26 protein-coding genes are annotated in these 22,662 nt (G+C 60.9%); 16 read left to right on the top strand and 10 right to left on the bottom strand.

What is annotated here, in order from left to right; all coding sequences use genetic code 11:
• Nucleotides 1-89 precede the first annotated feature (89 nt).
• Nucleotides 90-977 carry a LysR family transcriptional regulator gene (locus J3A98_RS12975; protein ID WP_176684088.1) on the top strand — a complete coding sequence of 296 codons (888 nt, stop codon included), beginning with the start codon at nucleotides 90-92 and terminating at the stop codon, nucleotides 975-977.
• 66 nt (nucleotides 978-1,043) lie between these two features.
• Here J3A98_RS12975 and J3A98_RS12970 read toward each other — a convergent pair whose 3' ends face one another.
• From J3A98_RS12970 to J3A98_RS12955, 4 genes are all read right to left on the bottom strand, one after another.
• Entirely contained in the window at nucleotides 1,044-1,973 is a 930-nt protein-coding gene (locus J3A98_RS12970) for a LysR family transcriptional regulator (protein WP_209966592.1), read from the bottom strand.
• Between the two features lie 98 nt (nucleotides 1,974-2,071).
• Nucleotides 2,072-2,581 carry a flavin reductase family protein gene (locus J3A98_RS12965; RefSeq protein ID WP_209966590.1) on the bottom strand — a complete coding sequence of 170 codons (510 nt, stop codon included), beginning with the start codon at nucleotides 2,579-2,581 and terminating at the stop codon, nucleotides 2,072-2,074.
• 25 nt (nucleotides 2,582-2,606) lie between these two features.
• Nucleotides 2,607-3,641 carry a methionine synthase gene (locus tag J3A98_RS12960; RefSeq protein ID WP_176684085.1) on the bottom strand — a complete coding sequence of 345 codons (1,035 nt, stop codon included), beginning with the start codon at nucleotides 3,639-3,641 and terminating at the stop codon, nucleotides 2,607-2,609.
• Nucleotides 3,642-3,668: 27 nt separating this feature from the next.
• Nucleotides 3,669-4,652 (bottom strand): DUF1852 domain-containing protein, encoded by a 984-nt coding sequence (locus tag J3A98_RS12955; protein ID WP_176684084.1) that lies wholly within the window; start codon nucleotides 4,650-4,652, stop codon nucleotides 3,669-3,671.
• Between the two features lie 210 nt (nucleotides 4,653-4,862).
• Here J3A98_RS12955 and J3A98_RS12950 point away from each other — a divergent pair, with 210 nt between their 5' ends.
• Together J3A98_RS12950 and J3A98_RS12945 are read left to right on the top strand one after the other, a co-directional pair.
• Nucleotides 4,863-5,363 (top strand): peroxiredoxin, encoded by a 501-nt coding sequence (locus tag J3A98_RS12950; RefSeq protein ID WP_209966588.1) that lies wholly within the window; start codon nucleotides 4,863-4,865, stop codon nucleotides 5,361-5,363.
• Between the two features lie 86 nt (nucleotides 5,364-5,449).
• Nucleotides 5,450-6,388: a LysR family transcriptional regulator gene (locus J3A98_RS12945; RefSeq protein ID WP_176684083.1), complete on the top strand. Its 939-nt coding sequence runs from the start codon at nucleotides 5,450-5,452 to the stop codon at nucleotides 6,386-6,388.
• Here the strand turns inward: J3A98_RS12945 and J3A98_RS12940 are convergent.
• Nucleotides 6,365-7,495: a porin gene (locus J3A98_RS12940; protein ID WP_209966585.1), complete on the bottom strand. Its 1,131-nt coding sequence runs from the start codon at nucleotides 7,493-7,495 to the stop codon at nucleotides 6,365-6,367. The two genes, J3A98_RS12945 and J3A98_RS12940, sit on opposite strands and share 24 nt — an antisense overlap.
• 373 nt (nucleotides 7,496-7,868) lie before the next feature.
• Here J3A98_RS12940 and J3A98_RS12935 point away from each other — a divergent pair, with 373 nt between their 5' ends.
• The 12 genes from J3A98_RS12935 to J3A98_RS12880 all read left to right on the top strand — a co-directional run bounded on the left by J3A98_RS12935 (nucleotide 7,869) and on the right by J3A98_RS12880 (nucleotide 18,248).
• Complete coding sequence (locus tag J3A98_RS12935) at nucleotides 7,869-9,170, top strand: MFS transporter (protein WP_176684081.1); 1,302 nt, start codon at nucleotides 7,869-7,871, stop codon at nucleotides 9,168-9,170.
• Nucleotide 9,171: 1 nt separating this feature from the next.
• A complete protein-coding gene (locus J3A98_RS12930; RefSeq protein ID WP_209966584.1) occupies nucleotides 9,172-10,356 on the top strand; it encodes a M20 aminoacylase family protein in 1,185 nt (394 codons plus the stop codon).
• 128 nt (nucleotides 10,357-10,484) lie between these two features.
• Nucleotides 10,485-10,742 carry a hypothetical protein gene (locus J3A98_RS12925; protein ID WP_176684079.1) on the top strand — a complete coding sequence of 86 codons (258 nt, stop codon included), beginning with the start codon at nucleotides 10,485-10,487 and terminating at the stop codon, nucleotides 10,740-10,742.
• Between the two features lie 66 nt (nucleotides 10,743-10,808).
• Nucleotides 10,809-11,051, top strand: a complete 243-nt coding sequence (locus J3A98_RS12920; protein WP_209966582.1) for a hypothetical protein — start codon at nucleotides 10,809-10,811, stop codon at nucleotides 11,049-11,051.
• A complete protein-coding gene (gene xth / locus J3A98_RS12915; protein WP_209966579.1) occupies nucleotides 11,048-11,845 on the top strand; it encodes an exodeoxyribonuclease III in 798 nt (265 codons plus the stop codon). Before J3A98_RS12920 ends, xth begins: the two co-directional genes overlap by 4 nt.
• Before the next feature lie 117 nt (nucleotides 11,846-11,962).
• Nucleotides 11,963-12,643 carry a thermostable hemolysin gene (locus J3A98_RS12910; RefSeq protein ID WP_209966577.1) on the top strand — a complete coding sequence of 227 codons (681 nt, stop codon included), beginning with the start codon at nucleotides 11,963-11,965 and terminating at the stop codon, nucleotides 12,641-12,643.
• On the top strand, nucleotides 12,633-14,102 hold the full coding sequence (locus J3A98_RS12905) for an AMP-binding protein (protein ID WP_209966575.1): 1,470 nt from the start codon (nucleotides 12,633-12,635) through the stop codon (nucleotides 14,100-14,102). The genes J3A98_RS12910 and J3A98_RS12905 overlap by 11 nt, the downstream gene beginning before the upstream one ends.
• Before the next feature lie 8 nt (nucleotides 14,103-14,110).
• Nucleotides 14,111-14,791 (top strand): iron-containing redox enzyme family protein, encoded by a 681-nt coding sequence (locus J3A98_RS12900; RefSeq protein ID WP_103462401.1) that lies wholly within the window; start codon nucleotides 14,111-14,113, stop codon nucleotides 14,789-14,791.
• Entirely contained in the window at nucleotides 14,778-15,584 is an 807-nt protein-coding gene (locus J3A98_RS12895) for an SDR family oxidoreductase (RefSeq protein WP_209966572.1), read from the top strand. Before J3A98_RS12900 ends, J3A98_RS12895 begins: the two co-directional genes overlap by 14 nt.
• Nucleotides 15,581-16,222 carry a hypothetical protein gene (locus J3A98_RS12890; RefSeq protein WP_209966570.1) on the top strand — a complete coding sequence of 214 codons (642 nt, stop codon included), beginning with the start codon at nucleotides 15,581-15,583 and terminating at the stop codon, nucleotides 16,220-16,222. Before J3A98_RS12895 ends, J3A98_RS12890 begins: the two co-directional genes overlap by 4 nt.
• Nucleotides 16,223-16,224: 2 nt before the next feature.
• A complete protein-coding gene (locus J3A98_RS12885; RefSeq protein WP_010953629.1) occupies nucleotides 16,225-16,887 on the top strand; it encodes a response regulator in 663 nt (220 codons plus the stop codon).
• Nucleotides 16,884-18,248 (top strand): ATP-binding protein, encoded by a 1,365-nt coding sequence (locus J3A98_RS12880; RefSeq protein WP_209966568.1) that lies wholly within the window; start codon nucleotides 16,884-16,886, stop codon nucleotides 18,246-18,248. The genes J3A98_RS12885 and J3A98_RS12880 overlap by 4 nt, the downstream gene beginning before the upstream one ends.
• A 12-nt stretch (nucleotides 18,249-18,260) precedes the next feature.
• Here the strand turns inward: J3A98_RS12880 and arsH are convergent, their stop codons facing one another.
• From arsH to J3A98_RS12860, 4 genes are read right to left on the bottom strand one after another with little or no spacing between them, the layout of a single operon-like run.
• Nucleotides 18,261-18,962 (bottom strand): arsenical resistance protein ArsH, encoded by a 702-nt coding sequence (arsH, locus tag J3A98_RS12875; protein WP_010953631.1) that lies wholly within the window; start codon nucleotides 18,960-18,962, stop codon nucleotides 18,261-18,263.
• Nucleotides 18,963-18,975: 13 nt separating this feature from the next.
• Entirely contained in the window at nucleotides 18,976-19,446 is a 471-nt protein-coding gene (locus J3A98_RS12870; protein ID WP_209966565.1) for an arsenate reductase ArsC, read from the bottom strand.
• A gap of 28 nt (nucleotides 19,447-19,474) precedes the next feature.
• Nucleotides 19,475-20,758 carry an arsenic transporter gene (locus J3A98_RS12865; protein ID WP_209966563.1) on the bottom strand — a complete coding sequence of 428 codons (1,284 nt, stop codon included), beginning with the start codon at nucleotides 20,756-20,758 and terminating at the stop codon, nucleotides 19,475-19,477.
• A gap of 21 nt (nucleotides 20,759-20,779) precedes the next feature.
• A complete protein-coding gene (locus J3A98_RS12860; protein WP_209966561.1) occupies nucleotides 20,780-21,127 on the bottom strand; it encodes a metalloregulator ArsR/SmtB family transcription factor in 348 nt (115 codons plus the stop codon).
• A 214-nt stretch (nucleotides 21,128-21,341) separates the two neighbouring features.
• Here J3A98_RS12860 and J3A98_RS12855 point away from each other — a divergent pair, with 214 nt between their 5' ends.
• Nucleotides 21,342-21,515: a hypothetical protein gene (locus tag J3A98_RS12855; protein WP_176684067.1), complete on the top strand. Its 174-nt coding sequence runs from the start codon at nucleotides 21,342-21,344 to the stop codon at nucleotides 21,513-21,515.
• A 119-nt stretch (nucleotides 21,516-21,634) separates the two neighbouring features.
• Here J3A98_RS12855 and J3A98_RS12850 read toward each other — a convergent pair whose 3' ends face one another.
• Nucleotides 21,635-22,642: a zinc-binding alcohol dehydrogenase family protein gene (locus tag J3A98_RS12850; protein WP_176684066.1), complete on the bottom strand. Its 1,008-nt coding sequence runs from the start codon at nucleotides 22,640-22,642 to the stop codon at nucleotides 21,635-21,637.
• Nucleotides 22,643-22,662: the final 20 nt, after the last annotated feature.

Here is a 22,662-nt window from a genome sequence, read left to right as displayed (position 1 = left end):
ACGCCTCCGTTTGCATGGCATTCATCATGCGAGCAATATGCAGCAAATAAAAATTAATAAAAAAAATGCTTTGATAAGGAATGCTAACCATGTTGCCCGAGCTGAAAATCGCCCAGTTGCGTTACTTCGTGCTGGTCGCCGAACTCAAGAGTTTCCACGCGGCCGCCCGCCAGGCCTTTCGCACTCAGCCGGCGATATCCCTGGCCCTGCGGGAACTGGAGCAGAAGCTGGGGCAGGCACTGGTCGAAAAGGGCGGTGGCCGGGTAGAACTGACGCCATTTGGCGAGCATTGCCTTCCGTTGTTTCGTGGCTTGATCGAGCACCATGACCGTATTGCTCGTGAAGTCATGCTGTTTGCCCGGCATGAGATCGGCCAGGTCAGCATCGCCACCGTGCCTTCTGTGGCCAGCCGAATGCTGCCAGGGCCGCTGGCCCGCTTCGTGGCCGCGCACCCCAATGTGCAGGTCAGCATTCAGGACGGCACGGCCGAACGTGTGCAGCAGTTGCTCGCACAAGGGCAGGTGGATTTCGGCATCAGCAGCCTGTGGGTGGACGATGACCAGCTCGAATTCGCCCCCATCGTGAATGATCAGGTTGGCGTGGTGTGCCGCAGCGACCACCCGCTGGCGCAGGCGGGGGGGCGGCTGCATTGGGCGCAGTTGCTGGGCGTGCCGATGATCCGCAACGGTACCTCGCAATTGCTGGCGGGTACCGAGGCCGAGGGTTTGCTGGCCGATAGCCGGCTGTTCATTTCCAACATGATTTCGTTGATCGCCATGCTGGAGGAGGGGGTAGGGATCAGTACCTTGCCGTACCTCGCTTTTCCGCAGGAGAACGACAAACTGGCGTTCGTCCCCCTTGAGGAGCCCAGGGTAGAACGGCATATCGGCATGCTCACCCGCAAAGGGCGCAGCTTGTCACCTGTGGCGGGGGCACTGATGGCGTTTCTGCAGGTGCAGTTGGCGAAGGCTAGTTGATTCGTTGGCGGTAGGGGCATGGCGCGCCATGGCCGGCACTGAGGTTCGCAAACGCACGCCCGGCTTTCAGAGAACCGGGCCTGACGCCACGCTGACACCTGCCAGCGTGGTGAACGAGATGTCCTTGGCCGTGAGCAGAAAATCACGCACGTACGGCACCTCCAGCATGTCACTGCGCAGTGCAGCATAGAGGTTTGCCTGCAGGCCGTGATCGCCAAGGCGCTTGGCGGTTACATAACCGCGCGAACTGTATTCGTGCACGGCCCAGTTGGGCAGGCAGCAGACGCCGCGCCCGGACGCAACCAGTTGCATCATCATCACGGTCAGTTCTGAAGTACGTACCTGTGCGGGCTCGACGTCGGCGGGGTCGAGGAAGCGGGTGAAGATGTCCAGGCGGGTGCGTTCGATCGGGTAGGTGATCAGTGTCTGGCTGGCGATATCGGCGGGCTCCAGGTACGGCTTGTGGCGCATGGCGTGGTGGTTGTCGATGGCCAGCAGCGCCTCGTAACTGAACAACGGCACGTAGCTGATACCCGGCAGTGTCATCGGGTCGGAGGTCACCACCAGGTCCAGGTCGCCGCGCTCCAGGGCTGGCAGTGGTGCGAAGGAAAAACCGGAGGCGAGGTCCAGTTCCACCTCAGGCCAGGCGCCGCGGAACTCATCCACTGAAGGCATCAACCACTGGTAGCAACTGTGGCACTCGATGGCGATGTGCAGCCGTCCGGCGCAGCCCCCGGCCAGTTTGCCCAGGTCCCGTTCGGTACTGCGGATCTGAGGCAGCACCCGGTCGGCCAGCTGCAGCAGCTTCAGCCCGGCGCTGGTGAAGCGCACCGGCCTGGATTTGCGCACGAACAGTGGCATGCCGATGCGCTCTTCCATATCGCGGAACTGGTGCGACAGGGCAGATTGTGTCAGGTGCAGGCGCTCGGCGGCCTCGTGCAGGCTGTCGGTTTCACGCAGCGCGTGGAGGGTTCGCAGGTGGCGTAAATCGATCATGAGTAAAATGGCGGATCAACGCAGTAATGGCGGGTTTTCTTCACTGCTGCGTGATCCTGACAATTCCTTTGATGGGTTTTCCGTGAGTGGGGTGAGGCTCAAGCCGCGTGAGGCGCGGCGAGGTTGCAGTACTGCCCCTTGAAATACAGCAGCGGCTGCGTGGCAGCAGTTGCCAGCAGGTTCAATGCTTTGACTTCGCCAATCACGATCAGGTGGTCCCCGGCGGCATGTTCGGCGTGAATTTCGCAATCAAGCCAGTGCAGGCTGCCGGCAATGATCGGGTTGCCCAACGGCGATGCTTGCCATTCGACGCCCTGCCACTTGTTGGCGCCGCGCCGGGCAAACTGGTTGGAAATGCCGACCTGCTCACCTGACAGGATGTTGACCGTGAAGCGGCCAGCCTGGCGAATTTTCGGGTAGCTGGCCGAACTGGACATCACACTGAATGACACCAGCGGCGGGCTCATCGATACGCTGTAGAACGACTGGCAGGTGAAGCCGATCGGCTCACCTTCGTGGTGCGATGTAATCACCGTGATGCCGGATGCGTAGTGCCCGAGTGCCTGGCGAAAAGTCGACGGCTCGATCGCCGTACCGGAAAGCAACATGGTAGGTCCTGTGGCTGCATTCATTTCAGCGTGCGTTAGCAAGTTCCTGACGGACGATGGCTGCGCCTGCACTCAAGGCCTTGAGCTTGCCGCTGGCTACCTGGCGGGGCAGGGGCGCCATGCCGCAGTTGGTGCAAGGGTAGAGCTTGTCGGCATCGACGAATTGCAGTGCCTTGCGCAGGGTGGCGGCGACCTGTTCGGGTGTTTCAATGACATGGGTGGCCACATCGATGGCGCCGACCATGACTTTCTTGCCGCGAATCAGCTCGAGCAGGTCCATCGGAACATGCGAGTTATGGCATTCCAGCGAAATGATATCGATGCTGGACTGCTGCAGTTTGGGGAAGGCCTGTTCATATTGCCGCCATTCTGAACCGAGGGTCTTTTTCCAGTCGGTGTTGGCTTTGATGCCATAGCCATAGCAAATATGGACGGCCGTTTCGCACTTGAGGCCCTCGATAGCCCTTTCCAAGGTAGCTACGCCCCAGTCATTCACGTCGTCAAAGAAAACATTGAATGCCGGCTCGTCGAACTGAATGATGTCAACGCCCGCGGCTTCCAGCTCTTTGGCTTCCTGGTTGAGAATCTTGGCGAATTCCCAGGCCAGTTTCTCGCGGCTTTTGTAGTGGTTGTCATACAGTGTGTCGATCATGGTCATGGGGCCGGGCAGCGCCCACTTTATCGGCTGTGTGGTGTGCTGGCGGAGGAACTTGGCATCTTCGACAAACACCGGCTTTTGTCGAGCGACAGCACCCACCACCGTCGGTACGCTCGCATCGTAGCGATCACGGATTCTGACGGTTTTCCGTTGTTCGAAATCAACGCCGCTGAGGTGCTCGATAAACGTGGTGACAAAGTGCTGGCGGGTTTGTTCGCCGTCACTGACGATGTCGATACCGGCGTGTTGTTGTTCTTGCAAGGCCAGGCGCAAGGCATCCTGTTTGCCTTCGACCAGTTGCTCGTCTTGCAACTTCCACGGTGACCAGAGTGTTTCGGGTTGAGCCAGCCATGCGGGTTTAGGCAGGCTGCCGGCCGTGGAGGTGGGTAGCAATGTGTTCATGAACAGTGACCTTGTGTTTTGAATGGTTCAACGTGCGTATTGAGCGGACCAGTGCGCTAGCGTGGCCTGGTAGGGTTTGACAAATTGCTCCTCGGCAAATTTGCCCTGCTCGATCGCCAGGCGGCTGCGCTCTTCCCGGTCGTAGACAATGCGCGTGAGCGAGTAGTCCTGGTTGTTCAGGCTGGGCTGGTAGGCCTTGCCTGCTGGAGAATTGGCGTTGTAGATCTCGGGTCGGTAGATCTTCTGGAAGGTGTCCATGGTGCTGATGGTGCTGATCAGTTCAAGGTTGGTGTAGTCAGCCAGCAAGTCGCCGGCAAAATAAAATGCCAACGGGGCGACGCTGTTCGGTGGCATGAAATAGCGCACCTTCAAGCCCATTTTCTTGAAGTATTCATCCGTCAGCGAGTACTCATCCTGCAGGTACTCAACACCTAGCACAGGGTGTTGATTTTCGGTGCGCAGGTACGTCCTGCTGCTCGATACGCTCAGGCAGATAACCGGTGGTTTGCTGAAGTGCTCCTGGTAGGTGTGCGAGTTGACGAAACACTTGAACAGGTTGCCATGCAGCTCGCCGAAATGATCAGGTGTGCTGAAGGTCGACCGGTGCTTGTTATGCTCCAGTAACAGTACGCTGAAGTCGTAATCGCGCACGTACGAGGAGAAGTTGTTGCCTACCATGCCTTCGAGGCGAGTATTGTTCTTGCGGTCGACAATATAGGTTTTCAATATTTCGATCAGCGGCAGGGCATTGCCGTGCTGCGCATTTTCGAGATTCATTTCCACCGATATGATGTCCAGCTCTACGCGGTAGCGGTCATGTTCGGGGTTGTCCCAGTGCGCCAGCGCATTGAAACGGTTATTGATCATCATCAACGTGTTGCGCAGGTTTTGCTGGCGGTTTGTACCCCGTGCCAAATTGGCGAAGTTGGTCGTGATGCGGGTGTTTTCGGCAGGGCGATAATGTTCGTCGAACGCAATGCGCTTGACGGTGAATGTTGGCGCTTTATTCATGGTGACGGCTTCCAGGTGCCTGAGTGTGAGCAACGGCTGAGTCGTTCACACCGTAATCTTGATGTGTTTGATTGAGGCGTATCCTAGGCGGGGCGCTGCATGAATGATATTGAAGTTATTTCACAGGTTTTTTAGCTCTGCTCATGATGCGTTGCCTGGTCGACTGCGGCATCATGGCTGTCTTGCCTTCACCTCACCCAGGAGACAGCGATGATCAAAACCGGCGATCAATTGCCCGACGTTACCCTTTATCAATACAACAGCGACGCAGGCGCCTGCGCGATCGGCCCAATGGCCTTTTCCATTCGCGAGCGTTGCAAGCACAAGAAGGTGCTGATCTTCGCGTTGCCGGGCGCGTTCACGCCGACTTGTTCTGAACGTCACGTTCCCGGTTATGTCGCGGCGGCCCCTGCGTTGTTCGCGGCTGGCATTGACGAAATCCTGTGCGTTTCGGTGAACGATGCCTTTGTCATGAACGCCTGGGGCAACAGCTTGCAGGTCGGGGACGCGGTGAAGATGATCGGCGATGGCAATGGCGAATTCAGCGAGGCGCTGGGCCTGACCCAGGACCTTTCGGCACGCGGTTTGGGGCGGCGCTCGCAGCGGTATGCGATGTTGGTCGACGACCAGGTAGTCCAGTACATTGCGGTTGAAAGCCCCGGCAAGTTCGAGGTCAGCGATGCGGCCAGCCTGCTGGCTGTGTTGCGCTAGCCATACCTTTCAGGCCTTGCCGACAACGGTTGTCAGGGCTGCCAGAACACCTTTCGAACCGGCCGCTAACAACAAGGTACAGACGGTTGAAACTTCACCAACTCAGGGCGCTGGTCGCCATTCATAACGCAGGCAGCATCCTCGAAGCCTCAAAGCTCATGCACATTACTCAGCCCGCGCTGAGCCGTTCGATCAAGGAGCTGGAGCGGGAGGTGGGTTTTACCCTGTTGCAGCGGTCGCACAAAGGCATGGCCCTTACCGAGGAAGGCAAACGTGTCATCCGCCATGCCAACCTCGTGGTAGAGAGCATACGCCGCCTGCAGATCGAAGCGGCGAGCATTCAGGATGCGGCGCTGGGCGCCGTGTCGATCGGGGTTACGTCGTTGACGGCGATGCTCGATGGCGTCGATGAAAGCATTCTGGCCTTTCGGCGCAAGTACCCGCGGGTGAAGATCACCATCACCGACCTGCGCCCCAGTCAGATCCTGCAGCGCTTGCGCGATGGCAGCCTGGACTTCGCCATTACTTCGCAGCAACCGCTGAGTCGGCTGAGCCTGGACTGGGAGGCACTGGGCAGTATCAAGGGCACGGTGATTTGCCACGCCTCGAATCGGCAGAAGTTCAGCCAGTCACTGCGCACCTTGCAATACGCCCCCTGGATCAGCCTGGACGAGTTGTCCGATCAGGCCTCGCAGTTTCACCAATTGTTCGAAGCCAACGGCCTTCGGGTGCCACAGAACACCGTTGAATGCACTTCAGTGATGATGGCGCTGAAGCTGTTGAAGAACACGGAATCGTTGATGACCATCAGCGAACTGGCGGTGGACCAAGGGTTTACCTACGGTATCGATTGCGAGTTCGTAGCCATGGCGGTGCAGGAGTTGATTCCGGATTACCCCATCAACCTGGTCTGCATTGACCGCCACAGCCTCACGGCACCTGCCCAGGAGCTGTTCCACAGCTTGCGCGGGCAGGTGCTCAAGCAGACCCGCCCCGTGGGGTCAGAAGTGGTAGTACATGCCTAGCGAGACGTTGCTTGGGTTATCGCCCGCCTGATCCACCGGGGTGCCGGCGTAGGTGACCGACGAGGCGCGCTGGTTGGCGATCATGCCGAGGCGTCCATAGAGGGCCCAGCGGGGGGTGATGAAGTGGTCATAGCCGATCATCACACCCCACGCGTCCTTGTCGCGGGTGCTGACCTGGCGTTGCATCACCGCCAGGCGCAGCACGTCCAGCTCGCCCACCGGCGCCATCATGCCGAAGGTGTATAGCGTGGTGCTGGGTGTGCCGGCCTGCTCCACGTCCTGGCGTTGCCAGGTGAGGCTGGTGGCCAGCGGGCCGAAATCGTAGAACGCCGACAGGCTCTTGAAGTCGTTGGCGGTCTGACGTAAGACGCCGCCGTCGTCCCATGGGTCGCTGTAGTAGCGGTTGTAGGAGGCCAGCACCATCACCCGGCTGTTGCGGTATTGCAGCCGGGTGCCACCGCCACGCACAGTGCGCCCAGCGCTGGCGGCATCGTCGAAGCCGAAGCTTAGCGCGGTACCGAGGCTGAAGCCGCTGAAGGTGGGGCTGGTGTAGGCCAGGGTGTGCTTGGGGCGCAGGTCAAGGTAGAAGGCGCCCTTGCCGGCGGCAGGCAGGGCCAGGTAGGTGTAGGGCGAGCCATAGGTGGCCAGGAACGGGTCGGCATAGGTGGGGGTGGCCATGCCGTAGGTCTTGCCGAACTCGAGCTTGCCCAGGGTGCGCGAGCGCAGGGCGACCGTCGCCAGGCGCAGGGTACCGACGGTGTCCCAGGTGCCCTCCAGAGCCTCGCCATTGAGGTTGAAACCCTCCTCGACGTCAAGCTCCACGACGGTATCGGAGTCAAGCGCCTTGCGTGCGTACAGCCCGAGCTTGTTGGTCCAGGCGCCGCCACCGGCCAGCCTGAAACCCGAGTGGTGCTGGGAATCGTGATAGCTGGCGAATGCATCCACGGTGCCGTACACCTTGAGCGTGTCATCGAAGCCGTAATCAACCCCGTAGTAACCAAAACCCGGCGCAATCCGCGCGAGCGTCGGAAAACCCTCTGCCTGTGCCTGCGCAGCAAGGCAAACCCCTTGGATCATCAACAGCAACGACGTAGTGCGAGTGTTCATTCACGACTCCAGGCCAGCACGGTGATGTGGTGGCTTTAGCGTCGGTGAACAGAACGTTGCAGCGTGATTGCTTATTCGGTCAGGTCATGCCGTTTGGTTAATCAGGGGCTGGCGCGGCGTGTGGATTGGCGAGCGCATCCGTTTTAGAAGGGCTTCGTAACAGCGTCAACGCTGCGCTACGGATGCTGGCTTGTGGGCGTTTTTGGGGCCGCGCGCGGAGCGAGGGCGAACGGTGCGCCAGCTCAGGGCATTTTGGCCAACGATCGTTCCGGGTGATTAACCATTGGTTAGGCACATGCCGAAAGCGCAAGTGTATTGAGTGCCCGATTGGCTGATATTCGCTGCACGCCGCGATTTGCCAACGGAGATAACAATGATCAGACCGCTACCCACATCGCCGAGCCTGCAAAAAGGTGCGCATTCAGCCGCGCAGGTGTCGTCCTCCCGTAAAACCTTGGTCGCCTGCTCGCTGGGCAATGCGCTGGAAATGTACGACTTCACGATCTACAGCTTCTTCGCTGTACTGATCGGCAAGCATTTCTTTCCCTCCGACTCGGCCATGGCGTCGTTGTTGATGTCGCTGGCCACTTTTGGCGTCGGTTTTCTGATGCGCCCGGTCGGGGCGATGGTCATCGGTCGCTATGCGGACCGGCATGGACGCAAGGCCGCTTTGAGCCTGACCATCGGGCTGATGACCCTGGGCACCGCAATGATTGCCTTTGCGCCCACGTATTCACAGATCGGGATTTTCGCCACGTTGCTGCTGGTGACCGGTCGGCTGATCCAGGGCATGTCGGCAGGCGGGGAGGTCGGTACCGCGTCGGTGTTCCTGATGGAATCCAGTGCGGTCGGCAATCGCTGCCAGAGCGTCAGCTGGCAGGCTGCCAGCCAGGGCTATGCCGCCTTGGTGGGGGCCGGCTTTGGCCTGGCCCTCAGCCAGTTGCTCGACCCTTCCGCGCTGGAAAGCTGGGGATGGCGCATACCGTTCATCTTCGGCCTGCTGATCGGGCCGGTCGGTTGGTATATACGCACACGGTTGCCGGAAACCCATGAGGCCGCACCGGCGCAGAAGGCAGAGCAGGGGCTGGATGCCGAACTGCTCAAACGCATCGCCCAAGGCATCGGCCTGATGGCCAGCTCGACCATTGGCATGTACCTGTTCGTGTTCTACATGCCGACCTACCTGACCACGGCCTTGCATTACCCATCCGGCAGCGCGATGGCAATTGCCTGTATCAGTAGCGGCTGCATGGCAGTCATCTGCCCGTTGGCCGGTAAATTCGCCGACAAGTATCAGCTCAGAAAACGCCTGCTGGTGTGGACGGTCGCCGCGCCGGTGGTGTTGACCCTGCCCGTGTTCTATCTGCTTGGGCACGTGCAGCACATGGGCCTGGCCATGATGGGCGTGGCGATCCTGATCTTGCCGACCTGCATCGGTGCCGGTGCGTTCTTCGCGCTGATCATGGAGGGCTTCCCGAAGGCCAGGCGCTCTTTCGGCACCTCGGTCAGCTACAGCCTGGGTGTGACCCTGTTCGGTGGTTTTTCGCCGTTGGTGGCCACCTGGCTGATTGCAGCGCTGGGCACGCCGTTGGCGCCAGCCTACTTCCTGCTGGCCGGCGGCGTTGTCAGCCTGGCCTGCCTCAGATACTTCCCTGAAAACAAAGGATGCGAGTGACATGGGTATTTTGCAGAGCAATCAAACACCGGGCTCAGCCGCCGAGCTGGATGAGTTCGTCATGCTGCGCCGGCAGATCCACGCTGCGCCGGAAATTGGCGGCGACACCCCCGATACAGCGGCCCTGGTAGCCGACAAGCTGCAAGCTTTGGGCTATGAAGTGCATCGCAATGTGGGCGGGCATGGAGTGGTCGGCGTGCTGAAAGTGGGGGACAGTCCGCGCAGCATCGGTTTACGCGCAGACATGGACGCACTGCCCATGGGCGAAAAGAATGCGTTTGCGCATGCCAGCAAGATTCCCGGCCGCATGCATGCCTGTGGTCATGACGGGCATACCGCGATCCTGCTGGCAGCCGCTGCGCAACTGGCGGCTACACGCCAGTTCAACGGGACGTTGAACGTGATATTCCAGCCCGACGAGGAAGGCCTGGCGGGGGCCAAGGCGATGATCGACGACGGCCTGTTCGAGCGCTTTCCGTGCGACTCGGTGTATGCGCTGCATAACATGCCCGGCCTGCCGGTGGGCACGTGCGTGGTGCAGGCGGGGCCCACCATGGCGTCTTCCGAACGTGTCAGCATTCGGATTACCGGTAAAGGCGGGCATGGTGCGATGCCGGAACTGTCGGTAGACCCGGTGATGGCGTTGAACAGCCTGATCAGTGGCATCCAGACCATCAAGTCGCGCAACCTCAGCGTCGAGGACTACGCCGTGATCAGCATCGGCATGATCCAGGCCGGCACTGTCTACAACATCATCCCTGACGAGGCCTGCATGTTGCTGAGCGTGCGCACCGACACGGCCCAGACCCAGCAGAAGATCAACAGCCGCATTGACGCCCTGGCCAAGGGGCACGCAGAAAGCTATGGCGTGGAGATCGAGGTGCAATTCACCCAACTGGCGCCCGCCTTGTGCAACAGCGATCACGAAAGCGCGTTGCTGCGTGACAGCCTGAGGCCGCTGTTCGCCGACGGCGCGCTGCTGGACAAGATGCCGAAGAAGGTCATGGGCACCGAAGACTTTGCCTACATGTTGCAGGCGCGGCCTGGCTGTTACTTCATGCTGGGCAATGGCACGGGCGAGTTCCATGGTTGCTCGGTGCATAACCCCCACTACGATTTCAATGATGCCTTGGTGAAGATTGGCGCTGATTGTTGGGTGAAGTGGGTTCAGGACTATCTGCGTTGACCCTGCGTGATCTGCGCTGGAATGGTCTACGCTCTCAGCCGAAGCGCGTCATTACAGGCTTCATCCCGTTATCGTCGCTCTGGCGATTCACACTGACGGACCAGGGTCGGTCCAAAGAGGGTGCAGCAATGGCGACTATCGACACCGAGAACCTTGCAAAGGGGCTGCAGCAGGTTGAAGCCTGCTGGCAGGCGTATACCTCGTCACAGCGACTTGTCGAGGGCCTTGAGGGGAGCGACCTGAGCAGTGCCATTGAAGCTGCCAACCGCGATTTCACCAGGTTTCAGAACCAGTGCCAGCTTTTTTATGCCGAAGTGCGCAAGAGGGCAGCGGATGCGGACAAGCTGGAGAGCGACATGGCGCTGTATCCCCATTACTTTCAGTGACGCCCTGATTGAACGTCGCGCTGTGCCCAGGTTCTGACAAGCAAAGGGTACAGCGAGGACGCTTTCATGAGCATCGAACGCAACATTGCCGCGCTTGAAGCCTGGTACGCCCAGTACGACGACATCAGTTACCGGCGCGCGTCACCGGATGCCTACCACCATGAACTGCTTCGCACAGCCGAGGCCCTGCGCGACGACGGTGCCATCGATTGGGACGACTGGTTGGCGCTCAAGGCGCTGGCCGCTGAGGCGCACATCCGCGCGCTGGAAGATGCCGTGCAGGCCCATGTGAGCGACCCGGACGCATGAAAGCGCTGAAGATTGCCACCTTCAACATCAATGGCATCCGCAGCCGTTTGCCGGCGCTGCTGGCCTGGCTGGAGCGGGAGCAACCTGACATCGCCTGCCTGCAGGAGCTGAAGGCGGCCGATCAGCAGTTCCCTCGTGCGGAGCTGGAGGCGGCAGGCTATGGCAGCCTTCATCATGGGCAACCGTCATGGAACGGCGTGGCCATTCTGGTGCGGGGCAGCGATCCGCACGAGGTTCGCCGCGGTTTGCCCGGCATGGAAGAGGACAGCCAGAGCCGCTATCTGGAAGCCGCTGCACACGGGGTGTTGGTCGCTTGTCTCTACCTGCCGAACGGCAACCCGCAGCCCGGGCCCAAGTTCGATTACAAGCTGCACTGGTTCGAATGCCTGATCCAGCATGCGCGCAGCCTCTATGAAAGTGGCCACCCCACGCTGCTGGCAGGGGATTTCAATGTCGTGCCCACCGACATGGATATCTACAACCCGCGTTCCTGGCTGAAGGACGCACTGCTGCAGCCCGAGTCGCGAGCGTGTTACCAACGACTGCTAGACCAGGGCTGGCTCGATGCCATACGCCATCTGTACCCGGACGAGCGTGTCTACACCTTCTGGGACTATTTCCGTAACCACTGGGCCCGCAATGCCGGGCTGCGAATCGATCACCTGTTGCTCAACCACGAGCTTGCGCCTTATTTGAAACGGGCGGGTGTCGATGCATGGGTGCGCAACGAGGCCAAGGCCAGCGACCATGCGCCCGTCTGGATCGAGCTGGGTACGCGTCGTGCTCGATCATAGTGAATGCAGCACATGAACGAGCGCCGGGCTAAGGCGTTCCGACAGTAGCCGACTTCAGATTGCATTCAGATTCGGCCCCGATAATTCCCTTCGTCGCACCTAGGCGGGGGAAACTTCATGACTCAGTCTCATCAATGGCACAGTTTGCTTCCGTTACCCATCGGTAGCCATGTCGATCATCAGGCGCATCTTTCTCTCAACCTCAGCGGCGATCAAGGGCGCGGCGAGCTGGAGCACTTCATACACGAGCGCTTTGCCAGCGTGCACCAGGCGGATGTGCAGCATTACCTGCCGGAACTGCTTGCCTTGCAGGGTAGCCACGGTCGCCTGATCGCGGCGGCAGGCATGCGACCTGCCAGCGAAGGGCCGCTCTTCCTTGAGCGGTATCTGGACGAGCCTCTGGAATCTGCTGTTTCACGGGTAACCGGTGCCTCGGCGGATCGCAACTGCATGGTAGAAGTAGGCAACCTGGCCTCGCTCAGCGCCGGCAGCGCTCGAATAATGATCATCGCCGTGACGTGGTTGCTGGCCATGCGCGGTTTGGAGTGGGTGGCATTCACGGGCGCCGCGACACTGTTCAACAGTTTCCGGCGACTGGGGCTGGTGCCCACTGTTCTGGCCTCAGCGGATCCTGCGCGCCTGCAGGGCCAAGTGGACCAATGGGGGACCTACTACGACCAGCGCCCCCAGGTATTTGCCGGCAACATAGGCTTTGGCTTCGATGCCCTGAAGCAGGCGGGCATGTTCGAGCGGCTTGGGTTTCCCATGTTAGCCCTGGAGACCGGCCATGCGGCATGAACTGACAGCCTTTCAGGCACTGTTGCGCCAACACGCCCTGGAACATCCTGACGCCGTGGCCGTCCAGGGAGATGCGCAGTGTTACACCTACCAGCAACTGCTCGACGAAGTCGAATCTCGCGCGGCCAGCCTGCGCAACCAACCTGCGGGAACCTTCGCCGTGGTGCTGGATAACGGGCCCGAAGCGCTATTCTGGGATCTGGCGGCGCTGTTCGCCGAACGCGCCAGTGTGACAGTGCCGCCGTTTTTCAGCGCAGCCCAGTTCCAGCACTGCTTGCAGCAAAGCGGAGTCACGGCGGTGGTGTGCGAGGCGCAGTGGGCTGATCAGCTCACTGCGCTTGGCTTTGACCGGCAGGCACCAGCTAATGTCTGGCTGCGTGACCGTGTTGTCGCCCCGGCGCTGCCTGAGGGCACTGCCAAGATCACTTACACCTCCGGTAGCACCGGTACGCCCAAAGGCGTGTGCCTGAGCGCTGAAACCATGCTGCGTGTGGCGCATGAGCTGGAGGCCGCCAGCCGCCCAGCCGAGCCGCAGCGATACCTGGCGGTACTGCCACTGGGCGTTTTGCTGGAAAACCTGGGCGTCTACGCCGCGCTCATGGCTGGCGCTTGTGTGCAGCTCTATCCACAGCAGCAGTTGGGGATGGGTGGGGCAAGCCAGGTCGACTTCAAGCGCCTGCTGGGCGCAATCGCCCTCAGTGGGGCGCAAAGCCTGATCCTTGTGCCGCAGTTGCTGATGGGGTTGGTGACAGCGATCGAGCGTGGGCTGATGCGGGTCGGCCCACTGCGTTTGGTGGCGGTAGGCGGTGCTCGGGTATCGCCAAGCCTGCTCGCGCGGGCCGAGGCGGTCGGTTTGCCGGTGTTCGAAGGTTACGGCTTGTCCGAGTGCGCCTCGGTAGTGGCGCTCAACCGCACAGGGGCTGTACGCCCGGGGAGCGTTGGCAAGCCGTTGCCGCATGTGCAGGTGCGCATCGCCGACGATGGCGAAGTCCTGGTGGCCGGCTCGATATTGCTGGGCTACCTGGGAGAGCCGCCTGTAACCGGGCAGTGGTGGGCAACAGGCGATGTAGGCCACCTCGATGAGGATGGCTACCTGTATCTGGATGGCCGCAAGAAGCACCAGTTCATTACCAGCTTCGGGCGCAACGTCAACCCGGAGTGGGTGGAAGCCGAGCTGAGCCAAAGTGGCGTGATCGCCCAGGCTTTCGTGCATGGCGAAGCCCTGCCAAACAACCTTGCCTTGCTCTGGCCACTGGATCCCGGCATCAGCGACGAGGCCATCGAACAGGCCGTACAGCAATGCAACGTGCGGTTGCCCGATTACGCCCGGGTGCATGCCTGGCGCCGTTTACCTGTGCCTCTGAGCACGCTTGACGAAACCCTGACTGCCAATGGCCGCCCGCGACGTGAGGCGATCTTGCAGCGTTACCACACCCTGTTATCCGACATCTCGTTGTGAGGTTCATAATGTCCTTTTTCGACACCCTGCAAGTACAAACCGCCCAAGAGCGTCAGGCGCTGTTCGCCGTACCGGTGATCCGCGAGGCCCTGGCCGGCCAGGTCAGCCTGGACAGCTACGTCGCGTTCCTGACTCAGGCTTATTACCATGTGCGCCATACCGTGCCGCTGATGATGGCCTGTGGGGCACGATTGCCGCTACGGCTGGAGTGGCTGCGCGGCGCGGTCTGCGAATACATCGAGGAGGAATACGGCCACGAGCAGTGGATCCTCAACGACATCAAAGCGTGCGGCGGTGACTGGGAGGCCGTGCGCGATGGCCAGCCGGTGCAATCCATCGAGCTGATGGTCGCCTACCTGTACGACCTGATCGCCCGCGGCAACCCGGTCGGGTTGTTCGGCATGGTCAACGTGCTCGAAGGCACCAGCATCGCCCTTGCCACCCAGGCGGCGGGCGTTATCCAGAACACATTGGCACTGCCTGACCAGGCGTTCAGCTACCTTAGCTCGCACGGTGCGCTCGATCAGGACCACATGGTGACTTACAAACAGTTGATGGACCGTCTCGACGATGCCGGTGACCAGCAGGCCGTCCTCCACGCGGCCAAGGTCGTCTACCGCTTGTATACCGAGATGTTCCAGGGCTTGCCGCGTGCCGGGCAGCAAGAGGTGCACCATGCGTTTGGCTGAGTCCGTGGTGATCCTCACCGGCGCCAGTGGGGGCATAGGCCTGGAACTGGCTGAACAGCTCTGCGCTGCCGGTGCCCAAGTGTTGGCGGTCAGCCGGCATATGGGCAAGCTGGCTGGCCTGATGAATCGGTACCCCGACCGGCTGCGCTGGCAGGAAGCCGACCTGCGCAGCCCGTCAGGGCGCGAACACGTCATCGAGCGGGCACGCGAGATGGGGGCTGTCAATGTGCTGATCAACGCGGCTGGCGTGAATCGCTTCGCTCTGCTCGACCAGCTGGATGAGCATGCGCTGGACGAGCTATTGGACATCAATCTGAAGGCGCCCTTGCAACTGACACGCGCCTGCCTGCCGTTGCTGCGCGCTCAGCCCAAGGCGTTGGTGGTCAATGTCGGGTCAACCTATGGCTCGATCGGCTACCCCGGCTACGCCACCTACTGCGCCAGCAAGTTTGCGCTGCGTGGTTTTTCGGAAGCGCTGCGCCGCGAGTTGGCCGATACCACGGTGAACGTGCTGTATGCCGCCCCCCGGGCGACCCGCACAACAATGAACAGCAGCGCTGCGACTGCGCTTAATCAAGCGCTGAAAGTTGGCATGGACGACCCTGCGGACGTCGCTCGTGCTGTGCTTCAGGCGGTGCAATCCGAGCGCACCGAGCTTTATCTGGGGTGGCCGGAAAAGCTCTTCGTGCGAATCAACGGCATGTTGCCGGGCATGGTCGACCGCGCACTGCGCAAGCAACTGCCTGTCATTCGCCGCTATATCGGTAGCCATTCCAAGGAGTCGAACCAATGAAGCGTCTGTTCATCGCCAGCTTGCTGGCATTCGCCCCCTTCACCTGGGCATTGGACCAGGCAGGCAGACAGCGCCTGAGCGATCTGCAGCAGCGCTGGGCGCAGATTCAGTACCAACAGCCCAAGGACACGCGTGCCGACGCCTTCGAAAAGCTGGCAGGCGATGCTGCAACGTTTGTTCATCAGTATCCCGGCACACCTGAACCCTTGATCTGGGAGGGCATCATCAACAGCAGTTGGGCGGGGGCGACGGGTGGCCTCGGTGCACTGGGCAAGGTCAAGGCGGCGAAAGCCAGCCTGGAGCAGGCCATGAAGCTGGACCCCAACGCCCTGCAGGGTTCGGCCTACACCAGCCTGGGCACGCTGTATGACCAGGTGCCCGGCTGGCCTATCGGTTTCGGTGATGCCGAGATGGCCGACAAGATGCTGCGCAAAGCCTTGCAGATCAACCCCAACGGTATCGACAGCAACTATTTCTGGGCCGATCATCTGTATCGGCAAAAGCGTTACCCTGAAGCTACCGCAGCCCTGCAGAAAGCCTTGCAGGCACCGCCCCGGCCGGGGCGTGAGTTGGCTGACCAGGGCCGGCGTGCCGATATCGATGCTTTACTCAAGGCCATCAAGGACAAACAGGACTGAACATGCGGCTGTTGCTGGTTGAGGATGACATCGCGCTGGGGGAAGGGATCTGCGACGGCTTGCGCCAGGAGGGCTACACCCTCGACTGGTTGCGCGACGGTGTCAGTGGCTTGCATGCGTTGCAGCACGAGACCTTCGACCTGGTGATCCTGGATCTTGGATTGCCCCGTATGGATGGCCTCGAGCTACTCAGGCGGTTACGCGCCGGCGGCGACAGTTTGCCGGTGCTGATCCTCACCGCACGGGATGCCCTCGATGATCGCATTGCCGGCCTGGATGCCGGCGCCGATGATTACCTGGTCAAGCCTTTCGACCTCAACGAGCTCAAGGCACGCTTGCGCGCCTTGCTGCGGCGCAGCGTCGGGCGCGCCAAGGTGCTGATCGAGCATGCCGGGGTCAGCCTGGACCCGACCACCCAACAAGTGCAATACAACGGCGTCGAGGTTGTGCTCACCCCCAAAGAGTATGTGCTGTTGCATGAGCTGCTGGCACAGCCCGGCAAGGTATTCACGCGTGAGCGCCTGACTCAGCTGCTGTATGGCTGGGATGAAGAGCCGGAGAGCAACACGCTGGAGGTGAACATCTACCACCTGCGCAAGAAGCTGTTCAACGGCCTGATTCGCACGGTGCGCGGCATTGGCTATCTGGTCGAGGTCAAGGCATGACCTCGCTTCGCCAGCGCACGCTGTGGCGCGTGATGCTCTTGCTGCTGCTCGGTACCGGCTTGCTCGCGCTCTATAACTACCACGACAGCAGCCACGAAATTAACGAGGTGTATGACGCGCACCTGGCCCAGAACGCGCGTTTGCTGCAAGGCGTCATGAGCATGCCGGTACAAGAGGGCTCGCGTGATGCGCTTTATCAGGCCTTCAATGACGCCTTGGGCAAAGCAGGGCGCCATCAGGTGGGGCACCCTTACGAAAGCAAACTGGCGTTCCAGGTCTGGGGGGAAGGCATGGCGTTGCTGGTGCATACACCCAGTGCGCCGCCAATCGACCCACCACCCACTGCTCCAGGGTTCTACGACTTTTCCAGTGGCGGTGAACAATGGCGCGGCTTCGTTTTGCCGGTGCCGGAAAAACACTGGCTTATCTGGGTGGGTGAACGTGATGATGTGCGCTACGACCTGATCGACCGCATCGTTCGCCACACGCTGTTCCCGTTCCTGCTTGGCAGCCTGGCGTTGGCACTGCTGGTGTGGGCTGCGATCGGCTGGGGGCTGAGGCCACTGCAGAACATGGCCAATGTCATCCGCAGACGCCATGCCGATTCGCTGGAGCCGCTGCAACTGGTACCGCTTCCCACTGAACTGGAGCCCATGCAGGCCGCCATCAATCGCTTGCTGGCGCAGATCGACGATCTGCTGCGGCGTGAACATCGCTTCATTGCCGATGCTGCCCACGAAATGCGTACGCCTCTGGCCGTACTGCGGCTGCACGCGCAGAACGCGCTGGCCGCCAGCAATGATGCCGAGCGCCAGAAAGCCCTGGGCTTTCTTGTGGGCGGGGTCGATCGGTTGACACGGGTGGTCAACCAGTTGCTGACATTGGCCCGCGTCGAGCCAAGACTGGGGCAGCGAGCCAGCACCCGGGTCGACCTGGCCGAGGTCGTCACCGAAACCCTGGCTGAACTGACCCCATGGATACTGGACCGTGGCCTGGAACCCTCGCTGGACATCGACGAAGGGGACCACCACCTGCAGATCGACGCCGGCGCGCTGGGCATTGCGCTACAGAACCTGGTGTCCAACGCGGTAGAACATTCACCGCCTGGGGGGCGGATAGCCGTGTCACTGAAGCGCCTGGACAGCAGCGTCGAACTGGTCGTCGAGGATGAAGGGACGGGTATCGATGAGGAGAGCCTTTCTCGTGTATTCGAGCGCTTTTATAGCCGCAATAGCCAAAATGGTGCTGGCCTTGGGCTCTCCATCGTCGCGACGATCATCGACCGCATGGGTGGGCAGGTACGTCTTGAAAACAGAGCCGCTGGCGGGCTGGCCGCTAGCTTGTCGTTTCCACTGTCCTGAATCACCTTTGCTTCAGATTGATCGCTGATTGACCCGCTCAGATAGCTGCTCGGCGCTTTCCTTGCGCTCCGAATAGCGATCCACCAGGAATGCCTGGCGGTCGCGTAGCAGGACGGTGAACTTTACCAGCTCCTCCATGACATCAACCACGCGATCGTAGTAGGGCGATGGCTTCATCCGCCCAGCATCGTCGAACTCCAGATAAGCCTTGGGTACCGAAGACTGGTTCGGGATGGTGAACATCCGCATCCAGCGGCCCAGCACGCGCAACTGGTTGACCACGTTGAACGACTGCGAGCCGCCGCACACCTGCATCACGGCCAGGGTCTTGCCTTGGGTGGGGCGCAATGCCCCCAGCGCCAAGGGAATCCAGTCAATCTGTGCCTTGAACACTGCAGACATCGCCCCATGGCGCTCCGGCGAGCACCACACCTGGCCTTCTGACCATTGCACCAGTTCACGCAGCTCCTGCACCTTGGGATGCTCCACGGGTACATCGTCAGGCAGCGGCAGGCCCGACGGGTCGAAGGTGCGGGTTTCGGCACCGAAGTGCTCCAGCAGACGCGCGGCTTCTTCTACCAGCAAGCGACTGAAGGAGCGTTCTCGGGTAGACCCGTACAGCAGCAGGATGCGAGGTTTGTGTTCGCAGGTCGGGGTTGCCGAAGGCGGCAGGTCGAACAGCGTGAGGTCGAGGTTAGGCAGTTGCTCGGACATGTTTTCTTCCTGTTCAAAGCGAGCCGATGCGATCCAGCGCGTGCTTGAGCTGCTCGCGGTCGAGGTGATCGAACGGCAGCGCGAAGAAGGCCTGGCAGCGAGATTCGATGCGGGCCAGTGTGGCCCGGAAAGCCGCATCGACCGTAGCTTCGTCACCCACGACATCGGACGGGTCTTCCAGCCCCCAATGTGACTTCAGCGCAGGGCCGAAATACACCGGGCAGGCTTCGCCTGCGGCCTTGTCGCAGACGGTGATGACGATGTCTGGCGGGGTGCCCTCGAACGCATCGTTGCCTTTGCTGCTCAGGCCCTCGGTCGAGATATTGGCCTGCTGCAACGTGCTCAGGCTGCGTGGCAACACCTGGCCCTTGGGGAAGCTGCCAGCGCTGACTGCCTCGAAACCGGGCGGTGCCAGGTGGTTGAACATTGCTTCGGAAAGGATGCTGCGGCAGCTGTTGGCCGTGCACATGAACAGGACTCGCATGGAGGGCTCCTCCGCTGGGGGGCGAACGTCAGAGGCTCAGGCGCAGTGCCAGAGCAGAAAGGGTGATCAGCAAAACCGGTACCGTGAGCAGCAGGCCGACCTTGAAGTAGTAACCCCAGGTGATGCGCATGCCTTTACGCGCCAGCACATGCAGCCAAAGCAGCGTGGCGAGGCTGCCGATCGGGGTGATCTTCGGGCCGAGGTCGCAGCCGATGACGTTGGCGTAGATCATCGCCTCACGTACCAGGCCCTCTGCGCCGCTGGCCTGGATCGACAATGCGCCGATCAGCACGCTGGGCATGTTGTTCATGACTGAGGACAGCAGTGCGGAGATCAACCCGGTGCCAATGGCCGCGCTCCACAGTCCCTGCCCGGCAAGCCAGTCCAGCAGCTGGGTGAGCATGTCGGTAAGGCCGGCGTTCTTCAGGCCGTACACCACCAGATACATGCCCAGAGAAAAGATCACCACCTGCCACGGCGCTTCCCGCAACACGCGACGGGTTGAGATGCGGTGACCGCGAGCGGCCACGGCAAAGAGGATTACGGCACAGACGGCGGCCACCGCACTGATCGGGATACCCAGAGGTTCCAGTGCGAACAGGCCTGCAAGCAACACCAGCAGCACCCACCAACCGACTTTGAAGGTGGCGTGGTCGTGAATTGCCTCGCTCGGCGCCTTCAGCGCATCGAGCGCGTACTGCTTGGGGATATCACGACGGAAGTACAGAAATAGCACCAGCAGGGTAGCCGCCACGCTGGCGATATTCACCGGCACCATCACCGATGCGTATTCGGCGAAGCCCAGGCCGAAGTAGTCGGCCGAAACGATGTTGACCAGGTTGGAGACCACCAGCGGCAGGCTTGCCGTGTCGGCAATGAAGCCTGCTGCCATGACAAAGGCCAGTGTCGCTGCAGGCGAAAAGCGCAGCGCGAGCAGCATCGACATGACGATGGGGGTGAGGATCAGCGCCGCACCGTCGTTGGCGAACAGGGCCGATACAGCGGCGCCGAGCAGTACGCAGAAGGCGAACAGGCGGTAGCCGCCGCCGTTTGCCCAGCGCGCTACATGCAATGCTGCCCATTCGAAGAAACCCGCCTCATCCAGCAGCAAGCTGATGATGATGACCGCGATGAACGTGGCGGTGGCGTTCCAGACAATGGCCCATACGGCAGGGATGTCATGCAGGGAAACTACGCCTGCAGCCAGGGCGATGAGGGCGCCTAGCGCGGCGCTCCAGCCAACCCCGAGCCCCTTGGGCTGCCAGATGACCAATATGAGGGTGAACACAAAGACAGCAATGGCGGGCAGCATGAATATCTCGCTTGGTGATGTTCAGCAGCAGACCGAATCACGAACGGGGCGACCGTCCATGTTCTTCAGCCGAAGGGCGTTGTCTGCCAGCCATTGCGAATTGGCCTGCAAGGTGACCTGCAGCATGTCGTGAACCCAGGAAGGCAGCTCCGGATTCAGGCGGTAATACACCCACTGGCCCTGACGGCGGTCCAGCAGCATGCCATTGCTGCGCAGCTGTGCCAGATGGCGACTGATCTTGGGCTGGCTGTCGTCCAGCGCGCACATCAGTTCGCAGACGCACAGTTCGCCCAGGCTGGCGATAAGCAGGGTCGCGCGAGCGCGGGTTTCGTCAGAGAGGCTCTTGAAGACATCGGGCGGAGTGATCATGGGTGCGCCTGAACATATGGAAAACCGAATATACGTATTACCATATGTTCAGGCAAGCATTCTTGGGCGTGGGCACATGCAGCCCGGCATGGCCATGGCCCCTCCGGTCGACAAAAGCAGGGTTTTGGCAGGCTTCAGGCCCTGATGGCAATGCAGGGTGTATAGTGCCTGCTCGGGTGACTGTCGTTCAGTGGCTCATAACCGAGATGCCAACATGTCCCAGACGTACCCCAACGCGGCCCAAAAAGCCCATGTGCGCATCTGCGAGCAGGTCGAGGCCTTCCTTCAGCATGGCGGCCGCATTCAGCAGGTAGCGATCGGTGTCACCGGTTACTCTGAAGGTGTTTCCAGGGCGCAGTGGAAAAAAGGGCGCACTGTAAAGCCTTGAGGATGCCGGCAGCCGCCGTGAAACGTTCCTTTCAGGTGATGGTTCACGGCTTGTGCATTCGCGAGGCGGAGTCCGGGGTGGTCATGAAAGCTGAGCCTTGCCTCGGAACCGGAACGCGATCAGAAACCTTCCAGAACAATCTTGCCGCGTGCTTTCCCGCTCTCGATCAAGGCGTGAGCGCGTTTGAGGTGCTCGGCGTTGATGGTGCCGTAGTGCTCGCCGAGGGTGGTCTTGAGCACCCCATCATCGACCAGCTGTGAAATGCGATCGAGTAGTTGATGCTGCTTGATCATGTCCTCGGTCTGGTACAGCGAACGGGTGAACATGAGCTCCCAGTGCAGGGAAAGGGATTTGCGCTTGAGCGGCATGACATCCAGTTGTGCCGGGTCGTCGATCAGCGCGAGCTTGCCTTGTGGACGAAGCACTTCTACCAGTTGGGGGAGGTAGGTGTCGGTATGGGTCAGGCTGATCACATGATCGACCGGGTTCAACTTGAGCGCTTCCAGTTGATGGGGGATCGGTTTGGTGTGATCGATGACATGATGCGCCCCCAGTTCCTTGACCCAGGCCTGGGTTTCAGGCCTTGAAGCGGTGCCGATGACAACCAGCTGTGTGAGTTTGCTGGCGAGCTGGACCAAGATCGAGCCCACCCCGCCGGCGGCTCCGATCACCAGAAGGCTTTGGCCCTGGCCCCCGTTTTCTTCAACACCCAGGCGGTCGAACAGCAGCTCCCATGCGGTGATGGAGGTGAGGGGCAGGGCTGCGGCACTGGCGTTGTCCAGGCTGCGGGGCTTGTGTCCGACGATACGCTCGTCCACCACATGGCGCTCGCTGTAGCTGCCAGCACGGTCGATGGCACCGGCGTAGAAAACCTCATCGCCAGGTTGGAACAGCGTGACTTCTGGCCCAACTTCGCGAACAACGCCAACCGCATCCCAGCCGAGAACCTGTGGTTGCTCACCGCCGCGGCTCGCGCGGATTTTCGTGTCGACCGGGTTGACAGCAATGGCCTTTACCTCGACCAGCAGATCCCGGGCTCCCGTCTTGGGTTCGGGCAACTGCGCGTCATACAACGACTGCGGGTCCTGGATCGGCAAACCGGGTTGGGTGTAAACGACAGCCTTCATTGGCGCAACCTCTTGGGTAG

It is taken from the genome of Pseudomonas sp. BP6, assembly GCF_017875935.1.
Taxonomy (GTDB): Bacteria; Pseudomonadota; Gammaproteobacteria; order Pseudomonadales; family Pseudomonadaceae; genus Aquipseudomonas; species Aquipseudomonas putida_Y.
The sequence above is the reverse complement of the archived record's forward strand: the minus strand, read 5'-3'. Positions and strand labels throughout refer to the sequence as shown.

Excerpts from the sequence above, each read along its gene's own strand:
- J3A98_RS12975 (WP_176684088.1), top strand. The coding sequence starts at position 90 with ATGTTGCCCGAGCTGAAAATCGCCCAGTTGCGTTACTTCGTGCTGGTC.
- J3A98_RS12970 (WP_209966592.1), bottom strand. The coding sequence starts at position 1,973 with ATGATCGATTTACGCCACCTGCGAACCCTCCACGCGCTGCGTGAAACC.
- J3A98_RS12965 (WP_209966590.1), bottom strand. The coding sequence starts at position 2,581 with ATGTTGCTTTCCGGTACGGCGATCGAGCCGTCGACTTTTCGCCAGGCA.
- J3A98_RS12960 (WP_176684085.1), bottom strand. The coding sequence starts at position 3,641 with ATGAACACATTGCTACCCACCTCCACGGCCGGCAGCCTGCCTAAACCC.
- J3A98_RS12955 (WP_176684084.1), bottom strand. The coding sequence starts at position 4,652 with ATGAATAAAGCGCCAACATTCACCGTCAAGCGCATTGCGTTCGACGAA.
- J3A98_RS12950 (WP_209966588.1), top strand. The coding sequence starts at position 4,863 with ATGATCAAAACCGGCGATCAATTGCCCGACGTTACCCTTTATCAATAC.
- J3A98_RS12940 (WP_209966585.1), bottom strand. The coding sequence starts at position 7,495 with ATGAACACTCGCACTACGTCGTTGCTGTTGATGATCCAAGGGGTTTGC.
- J3A98_RS12935 (WP_176684081.1), top strand. The coding sequence starts at position 7,869 with ATGATCAGACCGCTACCCACATCGCCGAGCCTGCAAAAAGGTGCGCAT.
- J3A98_RS12930 (WP_209966584.1), top strand. The coding sequence starts at position 9,172 with ATGGGTATTTTGCAGAGCAATCAAACACCGGGCTCAGCCGCCGAGCTG.
- J3A98_RS12925 (WP_176684079.1), top strand. The coding sequence starts at position 10,485 with ATGGCGACTATCGACACCGAGAACCTTGCAAAGGGGCTGCAGCAGGTT.
- J3A98_RS12920 (WP_209966582.1), top strand. The coding sequence starts at position 10,809 with ATGAGCATCGAACGCAACATTGCCGCGCTTGAAGCCTGGTACGCCCAG.
- xth (WP_209966579.1), top strand. The coding sequence starts at position 11,048 with ATGAAAGCGCTGAAGATTGCCACCTTCAACATCAATGGCATCCGCAGC.
- J3A98_RS12910 (WP_209966577.1), top strand. The coding sequence starts at position 11,963 with ATGACTCAGTCTCATCAATGGCACAGTTTGCTTCCGTTACCCATCGGT.
- J3A98_RS12905 (WP_209966575.1), top strand. The coding sequence starts at position 12,633 with ATGCGGCATGAACTGACAGCCTTTCAGGCACTGTTGCGCCAACACGCC.
- J3A98_RS12900 (WP_103462401.1), top strand. The coding sequence starts at position 14,111 with ATGTCCTTTTTCGACACCCTGCAAGTACAAACCGCCCAAGAGCGTCAG.
- J3A98_RS12895 (WP_209966572.1), top strand. The coding sequence starts at position 14,778 with ATGCGTTTGGCTGAGTCCGTGGTGATCCTCACCGGCGCCAGTGGGGGC.
- J3A98_RS12890 (WP_209966570.1), top strand. The coding sequence starts at position 15,581 with ATGAAGCGTCTGTTCATCGCCAGCTTGCTGGCATTCGCCCCCTTCACC.
- J3A98_RS12885 (WP_010953629.1), top strand. The coding sequence starts at position 16,225 with ATGCGGCTGTTGCTGGTTGAGGATGACATCGCGCTGGGGGAAGGGATC.
- J3A98_RS12880 (WP_209966568.1), top strand. The coding sequence starts at position 16,884 with ATGACCTCGCTTCGCCAGCGCACGCTGTGGCGCGTGATGCTCTTGCTG.
- arsH (WP_010953631.1), bottom strand. The coding sequence starts at position 18,962 with ATGTCCGAGCAACTGCCTAACCTCGACCTCACGCTGTTCGACCTGCCG.
- J3A98_RS12870 (WP_209966565.1), bottom strand. The coding sequence starts at position 19,446 with ATGCGAGTCCTGTTCATGTGCACGGCCAACAGCTGCCGCAGCATCCTT.
- J3A98_RS12865 (WP_209966563.1), bottom strand. The coding sequence starts at position 20,758 with ATGCTGCCCGCCATTGCTGTCTTTGTGTTCACCCTCATATTGGTCATC.
- J3A98_RS12860 (WP_209966561.1), bottom strand. The coding sequence starts at position 21,127 with ATGATCACTCCGCCCGATGTCTTCAAGAGCCTCTCTGACGAAACCCGC.
- J3A98_RS12855 (WP_176684067.1), top strand. The coding sequence starts at position 21,342 with ATGTCCCAGACGTACCCCAACGCGGCCCAAAAAGCCCATGTGCGCATC.
- J3A98_RS12850 (WP_176684066.1), bottom strand. The coding sequence starts at position 22,642 with ATGAAGGCTGTCGTTTACACCCAACCCGGTTTGCCGATCCAGGACCCG.